Genomic DNA, 17967 nt, shown 5'->3' with positions numbered 1-17967 from the left:
CGTCTAGAGTTTGAAAAATGGTTTGAGGAAGTGAAAGACGAGAAACTGTAGGAGATGAAGATGTCTCAACAAAATCAATCAATTATCTACCCCTTGCCAACTGATGCGTTATTACAGGAAAGAGAAGTTGCGTGGAAAGTTCAACTACCTAATGATTATAAGAATTTTATAAAGAGAAAAAATGGTTTTTGTCCTTATAAAAATTTATTTTCTTTAACAAATAGGTCCTTTTTGATCGAGCGATTCTTGTGTGTGTTAGAGGATTCAAAATACAATCCACTTGGTATCTATGACATTGATGTTGTAATGTCCCAACTGGATGAACGTTTGTTTGTCCATGAAGATATTTTGGGGTTTGAGTTGGTCCCCATAGCAGCATTGTTTGGCGGTGACTTTGTTTGTCTAAACTATATTGAGAATACCGAAAATCCAAGCATTTGTATCTGGTACCACGAGGAATCCTACGATCTGGAGCCTGCTATAGAGTTTGTAACTAATAACTTTACAGAATTTTTTGCTATGTTACAGGATTAGCGGTGTGATGCATATTGATTTAGCAAGAATACGAAGAAATCATTAAAAGACTGATTGACGTAAGGATTCTCAGATGTAAGGTGGATACAATGGTAGAATATGAAAAATATAATCTAATAGTAAATGGTAAAGTTGTAAAATGTTTTAAATTTGAAATCCGAAATATAATTGAACACGGTGACGAGTTTATTGTTTTATTGGAGATTCCTTTTGATAATGATATTGAAAAAAATAACATTTTAAGAGTTGATGGTAGTGGAAATGTAGTTTGGACGATAGATAATAGTGGATACAGTAATAATATTTATCCCTTTGAACAGATGACTTTGAGAGATGGCTGGCTTTATGCGACTGATTTTCATGGCAGAAGATTAAAAGTCGATATAAAAACGGGGAAAATAGTTGATATGACTATATCAAAGTAATAGAAGTTTGAGAATTTCGGAAATATGTGGAGAACCTATAAATGAGTGAACTTTACTTACCAATAAGAGAGAGTCTAGGCTATCAGAATGTCAAGCAAGTGTTAGAGAAAATTTTTTCGATTGACCTTGATACGATTGTCATTCATGAAGGAGAAGATGAAAATTTTAATTTTCCATTCGCGTATAAGGGTTATCATATGACGATGGGGATATCATCAACCGGTAAAAATAGGCAATTGGAAGCTGGAGAGGGTGGCTTGTTTAACATTTGGTTCACCCAAGCTGATGAGCAGAAATTTTCCATTACCTTTTTATCCAAGATAATCGATGATAAGAGCCTAAAAAGAGTGTATGGACGTGATAGAAAGTCAGTCGAACAAACCTTGCAATTATTGAAAGACTTTCTAGATTCAGATAGAGCAGAAGTTATATTAAAGAATTAACCAAATAGATTTTAAAGAAAATGATTTCTTTGAGGAGAATAATATTATGGAATTAAATGAAACTGGGAAGTTTGCTGTAGAAACGAGCCGAATGATTCAAACCTATTTTGAACATAAGCTGGACTGTTCTGGCATTTATGATATAGTTGAGGAATCAAATCATCGTGCATTTAAAATTGATTTTAAGGCATATGATTACTTTACTATTGAATTTGATTATGAGAATGACCTCTGCGAGTTCTTCATTGTTTTAACGAAGGAAGTGAAATTATCCCTGACCAAAGAGCCAGCTGTATATAGCCAAATAACAGATTGGGATAAATACCTAAAAGGAATCAAGGATGAGCTCGAACTCCGGATTCCGGACAAGTTTTTAAAAGCTAAGGGATGGCTATAAATAATAGAAGGAGTTTTTATGGAAGAGAATCAAATATTTCAACTAGCATTGGAAACAAGTGAAAAAATAAAAAGTGTATTTGGGAATAGAATCACTGAGCCAGACATTGTAGATGTCGTTGAGTACTTACCGTATCAGCGATTTGGAATTCGGTTTGTTGCGTATGATTATTATTTAATATTCTTCAACTATGATAGAGGATTTTGTAGCTTTTCTATTTTTGTAGGTGAGCGATACGGAGCCTCTTTGAATGGTGGTAAAAGTATGGTCGCCTTTGGTGAAATAAAAGATTGGGATAAATACTTAAAAGGAGTTATGGATGAGATTGAACTTCGCATTCCGGACAAGTTTTTAAAAGCCAAGGGATGGTTGTAAGTGGAAAGTGGATAGATGTATGGAAACAAACAAGATGCTAGAACTCGCGAAAGAGACTCGAAAGAAAATAAGGGGAGTCTTTGGCGAAAGAGTTGACACGATTGCTGGTTATGATTATGTTGAGGAACCCAATCATCAAACTTTTAAATTAGACTTTAAGGCATATGATTACTTTACTATTGAATTTGATTATGAAAATGACATGTGTGAGTTCTTCATTGTCTTAACGAAAGAAGCAAAAATATCCTTAACTAAAGAGCCAGCTGTATACAGCCAGATAACAGATTGGGATAGTTACTTAAGAGGAGTTATGGATGAGATTGAGCTCAGGATTCCGGACAAGTTTTTAAAAGCCAAGGGCTGGTTGTAGTCTGAAACTTTTAGAGGAGAACAGAAACAATGTTTAATAGAGAGCAAGAACGAACGGAGCTTTTAACGGAGATTCAAAAACTAGGATATGATAGTTTGAGATTTTCTATTTTCAATGACCATGGTCCCTGGGAGTGGGAAACGAGAATTGAACTCAATCCCCAAACTCATAAGTATGAGGTATATCTAACAAGGGATAGGGCTGGAAAAGGAAGAGTTTTTGAGTATTCTGATTTTCCTAAAGCAAAAGAAAAATTTTTAGAGTTGTTAGACCATACTGTTTCAAGAAATAAGTACTATATTTCCAATGGCTGGGGGCCACAATATCCTTCTCCACTATGGGATAAACTAGATATCGATATCGAATCTTTGAAAAATATAGTGGAAAAGGAGATTAAAGAAAGAGGTTTTGAAAGCTTGTCTTATGTCTTGTTTGATGAAGATAGCAGTCAACCTTGGGCAACACATTTGTTTTTTAAAAATGGCAAATTTCAAATTAACAGTAGGGATGAACGCTCATATATTGTGGGGAAAACATGGGAGTTTGATACGATGAAGGAAGCAAAGGATGAGTTCTTTAAGTTTCTTAGTCAAACAGTTCATGCGGAACAGTTGGCTAATGAACTTGGTTTATCGCACCCCTATCCTTCGCCACTGTGGGACGAGGAAGGAAAATGAGTCAGTTAGAGAAGTGTTCTTAGAATCAGTTTAATTGAGCTTTTTTTAAAATGAATAAGATGCTTTCAAGGGAGTTTATCAAATAGTTAAATTTAGAGGCTGTCTACAACTGCGTCAGTATTTTTTAGTAATGATTGTAAACATTAGTGAGGAATAAGATGATAAAACATATAAAAGATGAATTAACAGAGTTGCTATTAAAAATTGGGGAGACAAAACTTAATCCGTCGGACTTATTTACAGAAGAAAAACCATCTCTATTCTTACTGGAAGGGCGTACTATTTATTTAGAGGACGATCATTACTACATTGTTGGTGTCGAACGTGGCAAAATAAATTCTGAGAAAAAATTTGATAATAAGGAAGATATTCTTTATGAACTTTTGCAATCATATGTTACTAGAATAGCATCAAAGAATGCATGGACTAATGCTAATGGAGATTTTGAACGTTATAATACCCTTCTTCAAGAAGAACAAATTCACTTATTTAGTATAATTGATCCTAAGTACGGAGAGAGAAGAAGGAAGGAAGCAACCTCAAAATTCTCTTTACTTAAAAAGTCATAAAACTAACGGAGAAACTACAATGACAAAAGAAGAGTTACTTGCTTTTTTAGAGTCTAATCAAAGTAAACTTAAATATTATACAGTCTATCTAAACCAAAAAGCATTAGAGCAGTTTGCAATAGGGTATTTTCTGGATTCGAAATCAAATAAATTTCTGGTGTATGAAGTGACAGAACGCCAGAGTTTGATAGAAATTGCGTGCTTTAAAAATGAAGAAGAGGCTATCGAGGAAGTTTATGATATAGTCAAATACAGATGCCGAATATAAACTTGGTTTCCATTAATGAGTAAAGAATATTTTGGAGAATGACATGATGACCAATTTAAAAGAAGAACTGACGAATTCGTTATCTGACTTAATAGTGTTTCTATCAGATTACAAGGAAAAAATTAATGTTAATAATTTCATAGGTATCCTTGAGGAAATGCAGTTTATCCTACAAAGTATAGGAAAATCCCAGATACCAGCAGAAACGATGATCCACCTACAGAAAAGGTACAAAAGTATGTTTTTCCCAAGAGATGGTTTATCGGATTTTTATGTTTTTGACTCGGACGTTGCATACATGAAAATGAGAAATGAGCAATTTTCTTTATTGATAAAAAGAATTGACAGCTTATTAAAAGACTAGACAACTGATGGGGATTTCCATAAGGATGGAAAGTAACGAAATAGGAGTGAATAATGATTGCAATTTATCGGGGTAAAAAATATAATGCTTCAAAAGGTCTTAGTAATAATGATTGGATTGTTCTGACTAGTGATACAAAAGATGAAGGATTTAACAATTATGTAGATTCTTGGGGAGAGGAATTTGATGATTTCTTTTCAAAAAACGTCAAGATGGAAGAGCTAGACTATCTATACAGTATTCATTATGAGATTCAATATAAGGGGCATTCTTTTTATGTTAGTAGTGGGATGATTCGAAGGAATGTTGAGAAAGATTGGTTTGAAATAATACCAAGCGCCAACCAAAATCAAATAAAGGATGAGTTGGGATTCAAGCAGATAAATAAGTTAGAATGGGCAAAAGAGATTAGCCGAAAAGACATTGAAGTCTTAAAAATAATCGAAACACCTTTAGGAATCTTTAAAGACCAGGGAGTTAAGATCAAGAGTTTAGAAGACCAAGACATTGATAACTTTTTAAATTCTATTGAAAAGTAATGTTGTGATACTGTGATTTCAATCTAATAGAAGAAAAATGGAATCTGATCCGAGGAAATGATAATGTTTGATAATGAATATATTAGCAGTTTAAAAAGGTTTATTAGCAGTGTCGAAATTGTTTCAAGAAAAAACAAGTTGCAGGTATATGATAATGTGGATCTTATTTATATTCTAGAAAAAAGAGAAGATGATTTTTTTATTTCACTAAATGAAAGAGGGGTTATTTTAGAATATTGTAAAATTCGTAACAAAGAGTTGGCTCAACTCTATTTTGCTACCTTTGTTAAAAGAGGATTTACAGATTTCGAATTCCCCTTGATGACTTTAATAAATGATATAGAAGATATTGAAATATTGAAAGAATACTTAACTAGAGAACAACTGGATGACTTTTATTCGGTTGATTTTAGAACTAAAGGAAAAATAAATTTTTCTACAAAATTAAACAAGATTTATTACATAGATGCAAGTGACAATGAATACAATCTATTTTACCTGCCAAACAGAATCTTTCAAACCTTCTATGTATCAATCGTAAAATTAAAAACTATTAAGGAGTGGATGATTCAACTGAATGGTGATAATGGTTTAGTTGATGAATATGAGGCTACCTTGTTAGGGTATAGTTCAGAGGGGTTAAGTAGAAGTGATCTGTTTGTAACTAAGGAGAAATGATGGAAAAAATTCGTTTTACTTATGGAAATTTTCGTTATTTAGTATTTGAATTCAATCATCAATACTATCTACTTGATAGAAGACCATGTCATTTGATAGGCTATCTTTTTCCACCTATAAATTGGCTTTTCTTTCAACATGTGTATCCCATTACATCGGATGAGTACTGTAAGATAAAAGAAAAAAATGGACGTGCTACAAAACTCACTGTTTCAGCTTCTCTCGGTGCTGGGCTGAGTATCTTTTTATATAATTGGTTACGCGTTAATAAGATTGATATTACTAAGTATTTTGAAACGAATCTTTCAAGTTTTACGAAATTGCCACTCTTTTTAATGACTTTTCTTTTAACATATGTTCTGGTTGAATTATTTTACTATTCTCGGAAAAGAAGGATGGTTTCTGTGCTAGGGCGCGAACTTAGGCATTTACAATACTATAAAATTACGCCAATAAGAATCGACTTTAAACAATTGCTAGGATTTATAGTGGTTTTTGGTGGACTAGCATTTTTTATGGCATTGTATTATTTTTACTCAGGTAACTTACTTTTTGGCTTAATGGCAAATGCAATTATCTTTCTATATTTGTTGGCTTCTAATGTTGCATTTGGAACTGAAAGTCATCACTTATATAAAATAAATGATAAAATACCAAAATAAGATGTAGACGATATCGAGATCCTCCTCATAGCTTGGGAAAAACTCATGTTTTCTTAGATTAGTAAGGATTAAAATGCAAAAAATAAAATTATATTATAAAGGGAATCTTCGATACCTATTATTTCATTATCAAGGGGAACAGTATCTATTAGATAGATCTCCTAAACATTTTCTCGGATATTTCTGTTTGCCTTTAAACTGGTATTTTTATCAGAAAGTTTATGCCATCTCAGATCAAGAACTTTTTAAAATCGAAGAAAAAAACTCTAAGGCGAGCAACTTTATCCTTCCAACATCATTAGCAGCAGGATTGGCAGTTTTTGTGAATGCCTGGGCTCGTATGAATCATATTGATTTATTTGCCAACTTTTATGTGAATTTTTCGATAGTAACTAGTTTGCTTTTAGTAGTTATTGGTCTATTATTCTCTTTTAGTTTGCTTCAGCTTTTATATTCTAAAAAGAAAAAAAGTTTGGAAAATTACTCAATAGAACATTGGAGCAATCTAATTATTATAAAATAAAACCAGTAAATTCATTGCGTTTTTATGTAAAAATGCTTCTTTTACAACTAAGTTTCTTTGCTTTAGCTCTTATATTTGCCTTAGCTTTTATCTATATAAAAAATGTTGCCATGCTTTTGATAATGATTTTAACAATGTTCATTTTTCTAGCAACCATAAACGTTGCCTTTGCACCTGGAGAAGAACGGGAATATGAGATAGTTGAAGTTAAATCAAACCAGAGGAAAAATTAAACGAAGTGATTAAAGTTAATAAGGGATTCAATTATGAAGAACCAATACACGCAATATATAGAGCAATTACAAGAGTTGATTAACTTGGAATATCCGAGCCAGAAACGATATCCTGGGATTATTCAGGATATTTACAAGCTGGCTGAACGCATAGGACGAGGGGAAATGATGGATGAAGTCAGCTTTTTTGGTTTAGCAAGAAGATTTGTAGATGAGACCATGGATTATAAAAGCGATATTTTAGTTGTTTTAAAACAATTGGAGAAAGAACTGAAAAAAAGAAAATGAAAGAAAAGAATAAACATTATACTGGACTAGTTCATCTAGGAGAGTTTAATAAGAAATGTGCGCACCAACTAGATCTTTTTTGCCTATGATAGAGAAGAATTAAAAAAGTAAAGAAAGTTGATTTATATGGCAATAGAAATTCAGCAATACAAAAATTGTACGATATTAAAAGACAATAATGATTATCAGATCCTTTGGAGTAGAGGGAAAGAAGTGCTTAACTATCCCATTAGCCAAGAATTAGCAGAACGTGTTTCAAAATCAGAACAAGATTCTTTAGAAGTAATGTTTTATTGTGAACACCATCGTTGGCCAAAGGCAGATGAGTTAAATGATTATAATCATTCAGATACGATTGTACATAAAGGCGATGGATTTGTTGTATATGAGACAAATGGTTATTACGAAATTGGCTTCTTTAAAGAAATTGGAGGAGCCATGGGTCCAGAAGTTTGCTATCCTATCAATAAGGAACTGATGGAAAAAGCATTTGAATCTTCTAGGGGAGCATATGAAGTCATGATTTATGCTGAAACAGAACACTGGCCTTTACAGTAAAGTGGATTACATCATATAATATTTATAGTTGTGATATCTGGATGGTTATTTCTTGAGGGAAGCCCTTCGTTTGGAAAAAATCTTGGTATAATCGTGTCTGTAATACTTACAGCTATTATAACAGCAGGAATCATGGGTAGTTTCTTTTCTGTTTCCTATGCCAAGAAATATCCAGATAGAAGAGAATTGCAGAAGGCTCGTTGTTATCAATTTTAATAAAATTAGGGAGAAAATTAGATGAAGAAATCAATTTTTAAAGCAAGTTTTGAAGAGAGTTTAAATTTGGAAGATGATGGGTTTTTACAGTATCAGAAACAAGATTATTATAATAAACTTGGGAAATCCTTTAAGAAAGGGAAACCCTCTTTTTGGTTTGGTATTAAAACTTTTATTCTTAGTCTGTTGTTTCCGATAGGTGCAAATTTCATGCTCCTTGCTGTTACCCTATCATTACAAAATTCTGATCCTAAAGATTTAAGGTCACCAGTTTCTCAGTATCCTTTGCTAACAGTTGAGCTTTATTTAATTTGCTTGTTAATTTGGTTGTTATTGGTATTAATGGGTAAATTCTTTAAACGGACGTTTATTCTCCCTTATCGTTATCGATTTCATATTATAACTTTTATGATATGGTTTGTGTTTGAATTTAATTTGCTGGCAACAACTATCTCTTTACCTATATTATCAATATGGGGGATCTTAATACTGTTGGGGCTTCAAGTATTGTTGACGTATGTAATGTTAAGAACAGAGCTTAGAAGTTTGAAAAAACGAATGTATGGAGAAGTTAAGTCACCTACCTTACAAGATAAAATTGCTAAAGGTATTGCTATTTATGGAGCAGGTATATTGGGCTTAGCTGTGATTGTTAATTATATTTTCAAAGCTTTTTCTATTAATTTTTCATCTTCCATAACTGGTTTTGGTCTCTTTATATTTTGGATTCTATTAAATATTGGTATAATCGCCATGATTGTATTTATGGAGTTTCCTTTCTTTTTAGAAGGCTACTACAAATGGAAATATCCTGAAGAGTATCGTGAGTGGGAAGGGAAAACAGTAGAAGAATGGTATGGAAAAAAATATTTAAAAAAACACAAGGAGTTAATAGCTATTAAAAATGAAGTTGATTTATACTAGTCAAAAAGATATGTTGGAAATTTGTCAAGATGGTGACAAGTATTTCTTGCGTTATCCAACTTTTAATATTACCATGCCAGAAGTGGTTAGAGAAATCCCCAAAGAAGCTGCCGATAGTTATATGTCGGGAGAACATACTGGTAAAGAGTTGATGAATTATGCAGATTATGGTTTTTGGAAATCTAAAAAGCAATATACACAAGATGAATCCGATAAGCTCTTCATTGAAGATCATCCTTCCTTTATTTTGAAAAATCCTGAAAATAGTCGTTGTCTTTTCACAGCAGAGGAATTTAAACAAATTGTCACTCAAGCCATTGTTTTAGAACTGGAACCTAGCGAACTTGATGCAATTGGTATAGTTGATAATCATTTAGAGCTTCTTCTGGTGGATCCAGTCGGCTGGCAGGAAGAGATAGAAGCAATCCATCTAGAAATTCTTCAAGAAAAAATGAATAATTACATTCACTTCCTCGAAAGCAAACAGTATGTGGCACGATACGGTGATCAGTTTGACAAAAAAGTCATCTATATCACATTCCAGTACTCCCCATCTGATAACGGATTGGCCTTTCTTGCTACGGTTCAGAAGACATTGCAAAATACAGATATGAGCTTGAAGGTAGAATTTCCTGATGATGAAACTTTGCCAGAGAAGAAGAGCTCATTAGCAGATGTAAGTCATCCCAAACAAGAACAAGAAAAAGTATCTCAAGAGCGATATCTCCAGATTAAAAAAGAATATAAAATTCGCTTAGGATTAGTGATATTTCTATTTACTATATTTGCAATACTAAGCATAGTACTCATTTTTAACCTTTCTAGATTTATCCCACTTGCAGTAACAGCTATGGGAACAGTTGTGCCTTTTAATCATTTTCTACTAGTTCCGCTATGGGAACAAAAAAAAGAGATAGAAAAAGAGCATCCTGAATGGAGAGAGCTTAGCACCAGTGGTATCAAAATTCCCTCATCAGAATCCAGTAAAAGAACTTTAGCAGCTATTGGAACTATTTTGGCCTTATTCTTCTCTTTTGCGATGCTCTACAGACCGGTTAAAGCGAATAAGCCAATACCTAGTATTGAGGAAATCAATAAGATACCAAAATTGGACCGCAAAGCACCTAAAACACCAAGCTCTTCTAGTTCTGAAAGAGCTAACTCTTCAGATTCTGGAGCATCGTCTTCTACTGAAGAGAGCACGAAAGCAGAAAGTTCAGGAACGGAATCTTCAAAAGAAGAGACACATAACTATGATTTCCATCTTCCCGGAGTTGATGATGAGGAATTGCGTAGAGTCATTGATAGATCCAAAAAAGATTTTAGAGAGAACCATGCTAAAGAACAGACTACAGAATAGATAGATATAAAAGTAGAATTACCAGCTTAATTGAGGGAGCAAAAACAGCTCTCTTTTTGTGGTATAATGGAATACGTGGAGGGATAAAATGGATAAAGAATTTCTAGTTTACCAAAATAATGTATACTCTAATTTTGTGAATTATATAAATGACTATATCCTTCTTTCAGAAGATCCGGCAATGTTGAAAGAAGGATATTTCCCCTATAGTTCCTATGTAGATGGTGAAGGAGAAGGTCTATACGGGAAGCTTGTGCCTTATAGTGAGGTTAGTCAGAGGTATTCGGTTTGTGATCGTGTCCTATATAAAGGTCAGGAATTTGCAATGGCTGGTCACAAGCATGGGGATGATGATTTTACAGCACCCGATTCTTATGTGCGAATATTGGTTTCTGATAAAGAATTTTTAAATGAAAACAATATAGCAGATGGTGCGGAATTGATGGATGATAAGTACGGTCTTATCACGTATGCATCAGGAAAAATTCCTGTCAGCGAAGTAACGATTCTACGTCGTAGAAAGGATTTGCCAGTAGATCGAAGGAGAAAAATATGAAAACAATTAATTTTACAATAAAAAGCAACCAATCACTAAGAATTGGTGAGGTGCTTCAAGCAGAACTTTTTGAATGTTACAGCGTTTCCGCTAAGGATGCGGGCTTAAAGCCATCTGCAGACTCTCTTATTTCGGATTTCCATTCTGTTCAGTTTGGGGTCAAAGAGAAGTCTAGTTTAGGGTTCCGTCTATCTTTTGATGGTCAAGCTTATCAGGTATCTGTTCCAGATTTGGCGACAGCTTCTGACTGGACTGGGGCCTTGATGTTCTTGAAAACCTTGCTCATTCTCTTATACGTAACTGTATGTGAACATGATGGTGTGGCGTATGATAAAGATTCTATTCTAGAATTTCATTTCACAGATATTTTCTTATCAGCTCTTTCAGAATTGACTAAGGAAGTAAAAGTTCATCCCATCGTGGAAATTATGGGAGTGAAACGTCCTATTTACATCAATGAACTCTACCTAGGGCAGATTATCCATGTGCCGGACGAGCAACTCTTAAATAGTTATGACCAGCGTTTGCGCTTTACCCAACAGCTAAATGCTTATTACTCTGAGCAGCAAGTTTTTAAAGTAGAGCAAAATGGAGAGGGCATCATTATCCCTATCAATTATCTAAATAGTGAAGGACGAACTATTTTGCCGGCTCAACCAGAGCTAGAACCTCAATATTTACAAGAGTATCGAGGAAGTAAGGTTGCAGTTGCACGACTGTTTATCATGACAGCCGATGGGGAAAAACTAGCCGAAGTTCCTTATCGTCAGTACTTGGAATCGCTAACTGAGGGCATCTATATGCTAGATGCCAAGTATGTTCTTGTGGACCCAATTTCTCCTGAAACTCTGCAAGCTGTCTTGAAAAAGGGAGGATTTTAAGAAAAACTCCTGTTCAGTTAGTTTTTTCAGATGTTAGAATGTGATGAGAAACAAGTTATTTTAAAATAGAGAAAGTATGCTTGCATACAAGTCTCGTTAACGAAGTAGAGAAAGAACTCGGTAGTGGTAGTATGAATCAAATAAAAGGAAATGGATTTATTATAACTGAAGAAAATGGCAATTATACAATGTCCTGGATGACAGGAGGTTTTCAAGATAGAGAAGTTACTTATTCAGTTAGTAAAGAATTAGTGGACAAGGCTTTAAGGTCAGAACAGGATGCTTATGAGGTTGAGCTATTCTTACAAACAGGAGACTGGGTGACTAAGGAAAGTAAGGAAATAGCTAGACAAAATTATTTTAGATCAACACCCACTCGTATTTTAGTAAACCCGTCGTCAGTGAAACGGCTGTTTTCTAATCAAGAATTTGAAGGACTGTTAAAGAAAGCAATCTCATTAGAGCTAAAGCCAACTGAACTTGATGCAATTGGTACAGTTGAGAATCATTTGGAACTTCTTCTAGTAGACCCTCTCGAGTGGCAGGAAGAGATAGAAGCAGTCCATTTGGAAATTCTGCAAGAAAAAATGAATAATTACATTCACTTCCTCGAAAGCAAGCAGTATGTGGAGCGATATGGTGATAAGTTTGATAAGAAAGTCATCCATATCACCTTCCAGTATTCCCCATCAGACAACGGTCTAGCCTTTCTTGCAGCTGTTCAGAAAGTATTGCAACCGACTGATATGAGCTTAAAGGTAGAATTACCAGAGTAAGAAAGGGAGCGGAAACGCTCTCTTTTTGTGGTATAATGGGAGAAGGATTGGACCAAAGTAAATTTAATATGATATTGAAACAGAAAAACTTAAAGATATAGAAGTGATAACGCATCAGGAAATAGTTGATCATTTGCAAAAACGAGTTGACCAAGCACAATTGAGATATAATAAAAATCCTTCTAAACAGAATTCTGAACGTCTAACGAACACTAAACGGGATCTTTTTTATGTTGAACGCGATAACGAGGTTTTAATTAAGGTTAAGGGAAGTCTTCCACCCGAATAGTTTACTTTTGAATAAGGAGAAAAAATGACTAGAGAAGAACTTGATGATTTATTTTACACAGTTCCAAACGATGTGGATTATACAGATCTACTCGAAGAAGTAGACTTGGAAGATATTCCAGAAGAAACGATTAACAAACTCATCTCTTTATTATCTAGCGATGATGATTTTTTGCGCTATAAAGCTTCTAGGCTTTTAACTATTTGGGGGCTGAAAGAAGGTTTTGATGTGTTGACTCAGATGTTTGTTGAGGGAAAATTGGAAGACTACAATCCTCATCGGCTATATAGTTATGATGATACAAATAGAATTATACTAGATGCTCTTACTAGCTATTGGGCTAGTCAATCAGATATTGGCAATGGTGATAAAGCAAGGCAAGATATATTCCCTTATGTCTGCAAAATTATAGAACAGGCGGAAAAAGGTTATTATGATCTTTCATATTTTTACTATCTAGTTGAAAATAATGGATTTTCTGAATATATCCCTTACCTAAAGCACTTTTTATCGTCCATTATGGATAAGCCAGAAGAAAATTATTGGCGAATTCATGATACTTTGAAACTGTTTTTAGAGATCGAACCTGATTATGCGGAGAAACTTCTGGAGGAGAAGGATAAATCACTAGCTGATTTCGGATTGGAGAGAGAATGAAGGAAATTAAATTCTATAAGGTAAACGATGCCTACGGTTATATGTCTAATTTTGCTCCTTATCCTTTTTCGGATGGAAATAAAATCTGGCCTACATCGGAACATTATTTCCAGGCTCAGAAATTCTTGGTTCCAGAAATTCAGGAAAAAATTCGTTTGCTGGAATCACCTATGGATGCTGCTTTGGAGGGACGCAATCGCCAGAATCCGTTACGAAAGAACTGGGAAGATGTCAAGGATGATATTATGCGTTATGCTGTTCGTGAGAAATTTCGTCAAAATCCAGAGATTCTAGAGAAACTAATTGCGACATCTGATGCAGAATTACTTGAGCATACAAAAAATGATCATTATTGGGCTGACGGGGGAGATGGATCTGGTAAAAATATGCTGGGGAAAATCTTAATGGAAACAAGAGTAGCTTTAAGTCTAGACGATGGTTCTATAAATTAAGAAAGTATACTGACTTTAAATGAATAACACAGAATTCAAAAAATATCAGTGAAATGTTTGAAAGTATAAAGGCAGTGAAATCATTTTACAAGAATTGAAGGATTTCCAATTTAATCCAGATAATTTTAGAATAGAAATACCTTCTGCTAATAGAAGCCATAAGTTTGAATAGGAGATAAGATGGATATTTTCGATATTGTTCAAGATGGGACATATAATGAGTTTATAGAAAGTTACAATGGCGACATAATACAAATTGATAAATATACAAACCTTAATTTGTTATGCACGGCAATGCTTAACGATGATTTGCCGGAAGAGAAATTGAAAATTATTAAATATCTGCTGTCTGAGAAGGTAGAGGTCAATTTTTTGTCAAAAAAGGAAAACAGAAATGCTCTTCATTATTTCTTCCAAGCTAATTGGAGGCCCAAAATAGCATATGCATATGAGATGGTGAAATTACTCATTGAGGCTGGAATTGATGTAAATGCAGTTGACAAATTTGGTTCTATTCCGATGACTTACTCAGTAACGTTATTAAAATTAGCAACGGAAGAGTTAGAACCTCTATACAAGCTTTTACTAGAGGCCGGTTCGGATTATAAGTTAAAAAATAAATCTGGAAAATCGTGTCTAGACTATGCGGAAGAATATTCATGGAGAAGTAGCCTGCTTGATATTATAAAGGAGTATGAAGATGGTAGGAATTAATAACAATGATTTTGGTGGTTTTGTCGTTTCAAACAATATTCTTGATGGAAAAGCTATTCGCTATTCTTATCGCGAGGAATCTGCTATTCCACAATTAAATGGCTGGACACTGTTATCAAACGAAGATGATGAAGCTTACCTAGCTAATTCAAAAAATTTCACAATTTTAGGAGCAAATAGCATTGTAAAAATTGCTCCTGTTATGCTGGAAATTTTTGAAGCCCCATACGGTACCGACTTATGCTGGTTATATGAGGAAGGCGTTCATGTAGGATTTTATGATTTGGTGAGAGATAGAGAAACAACAATCGAAGAAATTGTTCATTGAGTGTCATTTGTATCTCGTCTGAGCCTTTATGATCTAGAGTAAGAGAATTTGTCAGCTAAAGTAGAATAGTTTTTTGAAAAAATCGCAAGCTGAATGCTGGAGTAATTGAGGAGTTTATGTTTTATATTGATGAAACCTTGCTTGGATGAGATAAGGCAAAAAGCTAGTAAGCAAGGTTATCATCTAGATATGAGTTTAGAAAGCTTGAAGGATTTGGCGCAATTCGTTCGAGAGAATGATGTCAAAAATGATCCTGAAAATATTGATGATTTCTTTAATAGCTGGGTTTATCTTGGAGAGGTTTTTCGCTTGCAAGCCAAAGGAGCCTACTGGACAGTTGGTACTGAAAACCCGAAAAATTTAAATTATGGGTTAGAGTATTTGACAGGTTATAATACAATTGGTTCAGAATTTATTCCCTTATTAATTTTGAATAACTTTACTTTAAGTTTACCTGATAGGTTAAATAATAATTTTTTTTATGAATTAGTATTGAAACGTTTAAATCCTAAACCAAGAAATCTAGACCATCTTCTAACAGAAGAGGAATAAGTTATTTTTGATATCATTTAATTACTTATGAGGTAAATGTTTCAGGTGAAAATAAGAGGATTATTAAAATGATCAAAGCAGAATTCAAAAAATATCAGTGAAATGTTTAAAAGTGCAAAAACAGAGAAATTACTTTGTAAGATTAAAGGCCTCCCAGATATGCTGGATGGTTTCAATATGATTTCAGAGGTTGGAAAATGACTGAAGATAAAATTTTAACAAAAGAAGAAGTTCTCCGCGACGGTGTTTGTTTTGAAGATGAACTAGACTGGGGCGGAGAATACTATGAACAAATTGTCTTTGAAAATGAATCAGGAGAAGAGGTTCCTTATACTGGTTTAGCCTATGATTTATATCCAGATGGTCAATTAGATTTTTATGGGCGTATAGATAATGGATATAGGCATGGTCTAGCTGTCTACTTTTATTCTAATGGAAAAATTAAAAGTATTAATAATCAAGACAGAGGTGCGGCCGAAGGAATTCAAAAAGAATATTTTGAAAATGGTGATATTGAGTCGGTTTCTTATTGTATTGCAAGAGGAGAAATTCTCTATAAAAAATATGATGAGACTGGTAAAATTATTGAAGAAAAAACAGAGCCTACCGAAGATGATTTCAAGAGAGCAAAAAAGTGGGGTGTTGATTTATCGACTTTAGACATGAATTTGAAGTAGCACAGAATCAATTCAAAAATCAGATAGATCTATCTAATCATTTTGAGGACTAGGAGATTTGTTATGTCGCAGGGGTGGATTAATACCTATTGAAGAGAATGACAAAGAATACGGTCTTGCTTGCCTTGAGGTTGTTGATCGGGAAAATCTCCAAGTTGTTGAAGAGGTCAGTTTTCATGATGAAAGTAGAGTTCCCTATCTTTCAGGTTTTCTTGCCTTTAGGGAATTGCCTCTGATTTTAGCAGCAGTTAAACTGTTGAAAATTAAACCTGACCTATGTATGTTTGATGGGAATGCTTATCTGCATCCGCGCCATACGGGAATCGTGATCCATGCCTCCTTTTTCTTAGGAAAACCAACTACCGGAGTTTCCAAAAATGACTACCATATTGAAGGGGCAGAATTTGTACTTCCTGACAATTACGAAGGAGCCTGTACAGAAATAGTCAGAAACGTTGATATTTATGGGCAAGTATTAAGGAATTTTTAGAATTAACCAATGGAGTAAATAAATGCAGACTTATAAATTGAAAAATAAAGAGAATTATAGATATTTTGTCAAACATTATCTAGAGATGATGAAGGAAGGGAAAGAAGCAGAAGCATTTCTAGGAACAGAAGATAAGTATCGTTTTCGGCAACGAGATTCTTATGACCTTGATAGTACAGATATTGGAGTATTAATGGAATATTGCTTATACCCTTTGTATGTGGAAGGTGATAAGGATATAGAAATAAGGACATTTGAGATATTAAAAGAATTCTCTTTAAGTATTGATGAAAAGAAAATATGGCAAGTTACAGAATATTTATTGCTTCAAGATTTCATTCTGGCGGAATATAAGCCTCTTCCTTTTGAAATTGATACAAGAAAATTAGTTCCTCTTATACTTGATACAATAGAAAAACTTCCTAACGAATTAAAAACTAGTGGATATTATGGTCGATTAATTGGAAATATTAAATCAATTCCTTCTTTCAAGTATTATGAGGTGGAAAAGGTAGAGAAGATTCTTAAGGAATTCAAGGAAAAATACTACAATCCACCAAAGGTAGTGGAGCTATAGCAAACGCCATAGTGAATGTGAGAGTTGTGGAGAATTTTAAATGACAAAACAGGAATTATTAGACTTTTTAAAATTTAATAGTAACAAACTTAGATATTATACTGTGTACTTAAATAAAAAAGTTTTAGAGCAGTTTGCGATAGGGTATTATCAGGATTTAAGTGCAAATAGATTTATAGTGTATGAGGTGACTGAACGTCAACAGTTATATGAAAAAGCTAGTTTTGAAAGAGAAGAGGATGCTATTGAAGAATTATATGAGATTGTAAAGTTTAGATGTAGGATTAAAAGTATCCCTATTCAGTTAGAGGTTTCAGAAATTGATGCAATCGGAACGAGTGATACAGACTTGGAACTTTTATTAATTGATGGTAATCTTTGGCTTCCAGATACCGAAGAGGAGCATCTCTTGAAACTTCAAGAAAAACTCAATAACTATATCTACTTCCTCGAAAGCAAGCAGTATGTGGCACGATACGGTGATAAGTTTGATAAAAAAGTCATCCATATCAGATTCCAGTATTCTCCATCTGATAATGGATTGGCCTTTCTCGCAGCTGTTCAGAAAGTGTTACAACCCACTGATATGAGCTTGAAGGTAGAATTGCCGGAGTG

General features: G+C 33.9%; 30 protein-coding genes and 1 pseudogene. All 31 read left to right on the top strand.

Features of this window, described 5'->3' with window-relative positions; all coding sequences use genetic code 11:
• Positions 1 to 60: 60 nt before the first annotated feature.
• On the top strand, positions 61 to 534 hold the full coding sequence (locus HMPREF2991_RS01620; protein WP_070683286.1) for an SMI1/KNR4 family protein: 474 nt from the start codon (positions 61 to 63) through the stop codon (positions 532 to 534).
• Positions 535 to 623: 89 nt separating this feature from the next.
• Positions 624 to 959, top strand: coding sequence for a DUF7957 family protein (locus HMPREF2991_RS01615; RefSeq protein WP_070683283.1), 336 nt, complete (start codon positions 624 to 626; stop codon positions 957 to 959).
• A gap of 41 nt (positions 960 to 1000) precedes the next feature.
• Positions 1001 to 1402 (top strand): hypothetical protein, encoded by a 402-nt coding sequence (locus HMPREF2991_RS01610; RefSeq protein WP_070683282.1) that lies wholly within the window; start codon positions 1001 to 1003, stop codon positions 1400 to 1402.
• Positions 1403 to 1448: 46 nt separating this feature from the next.
• Positions 1449 to 1799: a hypothetical protein gene (locus tag HMPREF2991_RS01605; protein ID WP_070683281.1), complete on the top strand. Its 351-nt coding sequence runs from the start codon at positions 1449 to 1451 to the stop codon at positions 1797 to 1799.
• Between the two features lie 18 nt (positions 1800 to 1817).
• Positions 1818 to 2174, top strand: a complete 357-nt coding sequence (locus HMPREF2991_RS01600; RefSeq protein ID WP_070683280.1) for a hypothetical protein — start codon at positions 1818 to 1820, stop codon at positions 2172 to 2174.
• A gap of 19 nt (positions 2175 to 2193) precedes the next feature.
• A complete protein-coding gene (locus HMPREF2991_RS01595; RefSeq protein WP_070683278.1) occupies positions 2194 to 2544 on the top strand; it encodes a hypothetical protein in 351 nt (116 codons plus the stop codon).
• A gap of 29 nt (positions 2545 to 2573) precedes the next feature.
• Positions 2574 to 3221: an Imm59 family immunity protein gene (locus HMPREF2991_RS11365; RefSeq protein ID WP_083312753.1), complete on the top strand. Its 648-nt coding sequence runs from the start codon at positions 2574 to 2576 to the stop codon at positions 3219 to 3221.
• Between the two features lie 158 nt (positions 3222 to 3379).
• Positions 3380 to 3790, top strand: coding sequence for an Imm63 family immunity protein (locus tag HMPREF2991_RS01580; RefSeq protein ID WP_070683276.1), 411 nt, complete (start codon positions 3380 to 3382; stop codon positions 3788 to 3790).
• A gap of 19 nt (positions 3791 to 3809) precedes the next feature.
• The gene (locus tag HMPREF2991_RS01575; RefSeq protein ID WP_070683275.1) at positions 3810 to 4058 is read left to right on the top strand and encodes a hypothetical protein; all 249 of its coding nucleotides are present in this window, start codon (positions 3810 to 3812) and stop codon (positions 4056 to 4058) included.
• Positions 4059 to 4101: 43 nt separating this feature from the next.
• Complete coding sequence (locus HMPREF2991_RS01570; protein ID WP_257371836.1) at positions 4102 to 4422, top strand: hypothetical protein; 321 nt, start codon at positions 4102 to 4104, stop codon at positions 4420 to 4422.
• Positions 4423 to 4475: 53 nt separating this feature from the next.
• Positions 4476 to 4961: a hypothetical protein gene (locus HMPREF2991_RS01565; RefSeq protein ID WP_070683274.1), complete on the top strand. Its 486-nt coding sequence runs from the start codon at positions 4476 to 4478 to the stop codon at positions 4959 to 4961.
• A 63-nt stretch (positions 4962 to 5024) separates the two neighbouring features.
• Positions 5025 to 5639: a hypothetical protein gene (locus tag HMPREF2991_RS01560; RefSeq protein ID WP_070683272.1), complete on the top strand. Its 615-nt coding sequence runs from the start codon at positions 5025 to 5027 to the stop codon at positions 5637 to 5639.
• Positions 5639 to 6301: a DUF443 domain-containing protein gene (locus HMPREF2991_RS01555; protein ID WP_070683270.1), complete on the top strand. Its 663-nt coding sequence runs from the start codon at positions 5639 to 5641 to the stop codon at positions 6299 to 6301. Before HMPREF2991_RS01560 ends, HMPREF2991_RS01555 begins: the two co-directional genes overlap by 1 nt.
• Before the next feature lie 73 nt (positions 6302 to 6374).
• Positions 6375 to 6824: a DUF443 family protein gene (locus tag HMPREF2991_RS01550; RefSeq protein ID WP_257371835.1), complete on the top strand. Its 450-nt coding sequence runs from the start codon at positions 6375 to 6377 to the stop codon at positions 6822 to 6824.
• Between the two features lie 266 nt (positions 6825 to 7090).
• Entirely contained in the window at positions 7091 to 7345 is a 255-nt protein-coding gene (locus HMPREF2991_RS01545) for a hypothetical protein (RefSeq protein WP_070683268.1), read from the top strand.
• A 126-nt stretch (positions 7346 to 7471) separates the two neighbouring features.
• A complete protein-coding gene (locus HMPREF2991_RS01540) occupies positions 7472 to 7903 on the top strand; it encodes a hypothetical protein (RefSeq protein WP_070683266.1) in 432 nt (143 codons plus the stop codon).
• A 237-nt stretch (positions 7904 to 8140) separates the two neighbouring features.
• Positions 8141 to 9043 (top strand): hypothetical protein, encoded by a 903-nt coding sequence (locus HMPREF2991_RS01535; RefSeq protein ID WP_070683264.1) that lies wholly within the window; start codon positions 8141 to 8143, stop codon positions 9041 to 9043.
• Positions 9024 to 9680 (top strand): annotated as a pseudogene (locus HMPREF2991_RS01530) (DUF6572 domain-containing protein); the annotation flags it as partial. The gene HMPREF2991_RS01535 and the pseudogene HMPREF2991_RS01530, both read left to right, overlap by 20 nt.
• An 811-nt stretch (positions 9681 to 10491) precedes the next feature.
• Positions 10492 to 10959: a hypothetical protein gene (locus tag HMPREF2991_RS01525; RefSeq protein ID WP_070683262.1), complete on the top strand. Its 468-nt coding sequence runs from the start codon at positions 10492 to 10494 to the stop codon at positions 10957 to 10959.
• Entirely contained in the window at positions 10956 to 11840 is an 885-nt protein-coding gene (locus tag HMPREF2991_RS01520) for a DUF4299 family protein (protein ID WP_070683260.1), read from the top strand. Before HMPREF2991_RS01525 ends, HMPREF2991_RS01520 begins: the two co-directional genes overlap by 4 nt.
• Before the next feature lie 131 nt (positions 11841 to 11971).
• Complete coding sequence (locus HMPREF2991_RS01515) at positions 11972 to 12616, top strand: DUF6572 domain-containing protein (protein ID WP_070683371.1); 645 nt, start codon at positions 11972 to 11974, stop codon at positions 12614 to 12616.
• Positions 12617 to 12929: 313 nt separating this feature from the next.
• Entirely contained in the window at positions 12930 to 13562 is a 633-nt protein-coding gene (locus tag HMPREF2991_RS01510) for a hypothetical protein (protein ID WP_070683258.1), read from the top strand.
• Entirely contained in the window at positions 13559 to 14014 is a 456-nt protein-coding gene (locus HMPREF2991_RS01505; RefSeq protein ID WP_070683256.1) for an NADAR family protein, read from the top strand. Before HMPREF2991_RS01510 ends, HMPREF2991_RS01505 begins: the two co-directional genes overlap by 4 nt.
• A gap of 94 nt (positions 14015 to 14108) precedes the next feature.
• Positions 14109 to 14186 carry an HNH/ENDO VII family nuclease gene (locus HMPREF2991_RS11360; RefSeq protein ID WP_260806612.1) on the top strand — a complete coding sequence of 26 codons (78 nt, stop codon included), beginning with the start codon at positions 14109 to 14111 and terminating at the stop codon, positions 14184 to 14186.
• A gap of 8 nt (positions 14187 to 14194) precedes the next feature.
• Positions 14195 to 14728 (top strand): ankyrin repeat domain-containing protein, encoded by a 534-nt coding sequence (locus HMPREF2991_RS01500; protein ID WP_070683253.1) that lies wholly within the window; start codon positions 14195 to 14197, stop codon positions 14726 to 14728.
• A complete protein-coding gene (locus HMPREF2991_RS01495; RefSeq protein WP_070683251.1) occupies positions 14715 to 15056 on the top strand; it encodes a DUF2185 domain-containing protein in 342 nt (113 codons plus the stop codon). Before HMPREF2991_RS01500 ends, HMPREF2991_RS01495 begins: the two co-directional genes overlap by 14 nt.
• Before the next feature lie 126 nt (positions 15057 to 15182).
• Complete coding sequence (locus tag HMPREF2991_RS01490; RefSeq protein WP_257371834.1) at positions 15183 to 15608, top strand: hypothetical protein; 426 nt, start codon at positions 15183 to 15185, stop codon at positions 15606 to 15608.
• 197 nt (positions 15609 to 15805) lie between these two features.
• Positions 15806 to 16285, top strand: coding sequence for a toxin-antitoxin system YwqK family antitoxin (locus HMPREF2991_RS01485; protein WP_070683249.1), 480 nt, complete (start codon positions 15806 to 15808; stop codon positions 16283 to 16285).
• 58 nt (positions 16286 to 16343) lie between these two features.
• Positions 16344 to 16775: an endonuclease V gene (locus tag HMPREF2991_RS01480; protein WP_070683246.1), complete on the top strand. Its 432-nt coding sequence runs from the start codon at positions 16344 to 16346 to the stop codon at positions 16773 to 16775.
• A gap of 22 nt (positions 16776 to 16797) precedes the next feature.
• On the top strand, positions 16798 to 17352 hold the full coding sequence (locus HMPREF2991_RS01475; protein WP_070683243.1) for an NAD glycohydrolase inhibitor: 555 nt from the start codon (positions 16798 to 16800) through the stop codon (positions 17350 to 17352).
• Positions 17353 to 17392: 40 nt separating this feature from the next.
• A partial coding sequence (locus HMPREF2991_RS01470; protein WP_070683241.1) for a DUF6572 domain-containing protein occupies positions 17393 to 17967 on the top strand: 575 nt, incomplete at its 3' end.

It is taken from the genome of Streptococcus sp. HMSC072D07 (genome assembly GCF_001814835.1).
GTDB lineage: Bacteria > Bacillota > Bacilli > Lactobacillales > Streptococcaceae > Streptococcus.
This window is presented reverse-complemented; position numbering and strand designations above follow the sequence as displayed.

Coding starts and splice junctions, on each gene's coding strand:
- HMPREF2991_RS01545 (WP_070683268.1), top strand. CDS start 7,091: ATGAAGAACCAATACACGCAATATATAGAGCAATTACAAGAGTTGATT.
- HMPREF2991_RS01610 (WP_070683282.1), top strand. CDS start 1,001: ATGAGTGAACTTTACTTACCAATAAGAGAGAGTCTAGGCTATCAGAAT.
- HMPREF2991_RS01565 (WP_070683274.1), top strand. CDS start 4,476: ATGATTGCAATTTATCGGGGTAAAAAATATAATGCTTCAAAAGGTCTT.
- HMPREF2991_RS01560 (WP_070683272.1), top strand. CDS start 5,025: ATGTTTGATAATGAATATATTAGCAGTTTAAAAAGGTTTATTAGCAGT.
- HMPREF2991_RS01515 (WP_070683371.1), top strand. CDS start 11,972: ATGAATCAAATAAAAGGAAATGGATTTATTATAACTGAAGAAAATGGC.
- HMPREF2991_RS01595 (WP_070683278.1), top strand. CDS start 2,194: ATGGAAACAAACAAGATGCTAGAACTCGCGAAAGAGACTCGAAAGAAA.
- HMPREF2991_RS01600 (WP_070683280.1), top strand. CDS start 1,818: ATGGAAGAGAATCAAATATTTCAACTAGCATTGGAAACAAGTGAAAAA.
- HMPREF2991_RS01605 (WP_070683281.1), top strand. CDS start 1,449: ATGGAATTAAATGAAACTGGGAAGTTTGCTGTAGAAACGAGCCGAATG.
- HMPREF2991_RS11365 (WP_083312753.1), top strand. CDS start 2,574: ATGTTTAATAGAGAGCAAGAACGAACGGAGCTTTTAACGGAGATTCAA.
- HMPREF2991_RS01525 (WP_070683262.1), top strand. CDS start 10,492: ATGGATAAAGAATTTCTAGTTTACCAAAATAATGTATACTCTAATTTT.
- HMPREF2991_RS01535 (WP_070683264.1), top strand. CDS start 8,141: ATGAAGAAATCAATTTTTAAAGCAAGTTTTGAAGAGAGTTTAAATTTG.
- HMPREF2991_RS01540 (WP_070683266.1), top strand. CDS start 7,472: ATGGCAATAGAAATTCAGCAATACAAAAATTGTACGATATTAAAAGAC.
- HMPREF2991_RS01620 (WP_070683286.1), top strand. CDS start 61: ATGTCTCAACAAAATCAATCAATTATCTACCCCTTGCCAACTGATGCG.
- HMPREF2991_RS01615 (WP_070683283.1), top strand. CDS start 624: ATGGTAGAATATGAAAAATATAATCTAATAGTAAATGGTAAAGTTGTA.
- HMPREF2991_RS01510 (WP_070683258.1), top strand. CDS start 12,930: ATGACTAGAGAAGAACTTGATGATTTATTTTACACAGTTCCAAACGAT.
- HMPREF2991_RS01555 (WP_070683270.1), top strand. CDS start 5,639: ATGGAAAAAATTCGTTTTACTTATGGAAATTTTCGTTATTTAGTATTT.
- HMPREF2991_RS01485 (WP_070683249.1), top strand. CDS start 15,806: ATGACTGAAGATAAAATTTTAACAAAAGAAGAAGTTCTCCGCGACGGT.
- HMPREF2991_RS01570 (WP_257371836.1), top strand. CDS start 4,102: ATGATGACCAATTTAAAAGAAGAACTGACGAATTCGTTATCTGACTTA.
- HMPREF2991_RS01580 (WP_070683276.1), top strand. CDS start 3,380: ATGATAAAACATATAAAAGATGAATTAACAGAGTTGCTATTAAAAATT.
- HMPREF2991_RS01495 (WP_070683251.1), top strand. CDS start 14,715: ATGGTAGGAATTAATAACAATGATTTTGGTGGTTTTGTCGTTTCAAAC.
- HMPREF2991_RS01520 (WP_070683260.1), top strand. CDS start 10,956: ATGAAAACAATTAATTTTACAATAAAAAGCAACCAATCACTAAGAATT.
- HMPREF2991_RS01505 (WP_070683256.1), top strand. CDS start 13,559: ATGAAGGAAATTAAATTCTATAAGGTAAACGATGCCTACGGTTATATG.
- HMPREF2991_RS01500 (WP_070683253.1), top strand. CDS start 14,195: ATGGATATTTTCGATATTGTTCAAGATGGGACATATAATGAGTTTATA.
- HMPREF2991_RS01575 (WP_070683275.1), top strand. CDS start 3,810: ATGACAAAAGAAGAGTTACTTGCTTTTTTAGAGTCTAATCAAAGTAAA.
- HMPREF2991_RS01475 (WP_070683243.1), top strand. CDS start 16,798: ATGCAGACTTATAAATTGAAAAATAAAGAGAATTATAGATATTTTGTC.
- HMPREF2991_RS01550 (WP_257371835.1), top strand. CDS start 6,375: ATGCAAAAAATAAAATTATATTATAAAGGGAATCTTCGATACCTATTA.